The sequence below is a fragment of the Cryptosporangium minutisporangium genome, assembly GCF_039536245.1.
In the GTDB taxonomy this organism is placed as follows: Bacteria; Actinomycetota; Actinomycetes; order Mycobacteriales; family Cryptosporangiaceae; genus Cryptosporangium; species Cryptosporangium minutisporangium.
This window is the reverse complement of record NZ_BAAAYN010000127.1, coordinates 1-860: the sequence shown is the minus strand read 5'-3', so window position 1 is coordinate 860 and position 860 is coordinate 1. Positions and strand designations below refer to the sequence as shown.

At 60.6% G+C, this 860-nt stretch carries 1 protein-coding gene; it reads right to left on the bottom strand.

Annotated features, from left to right (window positions below; all coding sequences use genetic code 11):
- The coding region (mbeA, locus tag ABEB28_RS43345; protein ID WP_425559076.1) for a plasmid mobilization relaxase MbeA at nucleotides 1-860 on the bottom strand (860 nt) is incomplete at both ends.

Here is an 860-nt window from a genome sequence, read left to right as displayed (position 1 = left end):
CGACCATACGCATCACGCTCAGGCGGTTCGACTGCATGGCCGCGCTCATACCCTGCTCGTGGGCGCGGATGGCGGCGCTGATTCTCTTCCCGCTTTCGCTCAGTTCCGCTCTGACAGACTTCTCGTGCTCGCTGAATGCGGCTTTCAGCATTTCGCCGGTACTCTGCTGCTGCGCTTTCGATTTCTGCTCTAAGTCCTTCGCCAGCGTTAAAAGACTGTTCATAGATGGCTCCCTTAAGTCGGATGTTTCGCCCTCCGTCCGGGTCGGCAATGCTGATGCTGCTCTTTGTGGTGCGCACGACCTCAAAACCTGCGCTTTCCAGCGCCTCAGTGACGTCCTGACGCGTTTTAAGCTCCCCTGACGAGGCGAGGGCCAGTAAGCCCCGCGTAATAGCCTCTGCGGCTTCCTGCTTCGTTTTGGGTAACGAAGATGGCGTCACCAGCGCGGGCCGGTTCTCCGGTGCGTTCGGGTCGTGCAGCCCCAGTCGCCCGTTCACCACGGTCTGCCACGCATCGATGCGCGGACGGTCTGCCCGGTCGTAGTACGGCTGGAGACGCCTGCCGGTCAGCAGTTCCGTGTTCGGTACCAGAAAATTCAGTTCCAGCCGCCCCTTGTCCCGGTGTTCAACCCACAGCACGCTGTACTGGTCTTTATCGAGTCCGGGCATCAGAACCCGCTCGAAGCTCGCCATCAGCTTTTCACGCTGGCCGGGCGGCAAATCCTGTTCGGCAAAAGACAGCACGCCGGAGGTGTATTTCTTGGCGTAAGGCGAGGCGTCAATAAGCTCCCGCACTTCCTCCGGCTTACCCTGCAGAACGCTGGCGCCGTCGCGCTGCCGGTCTTTCCCCAGCAGATAATC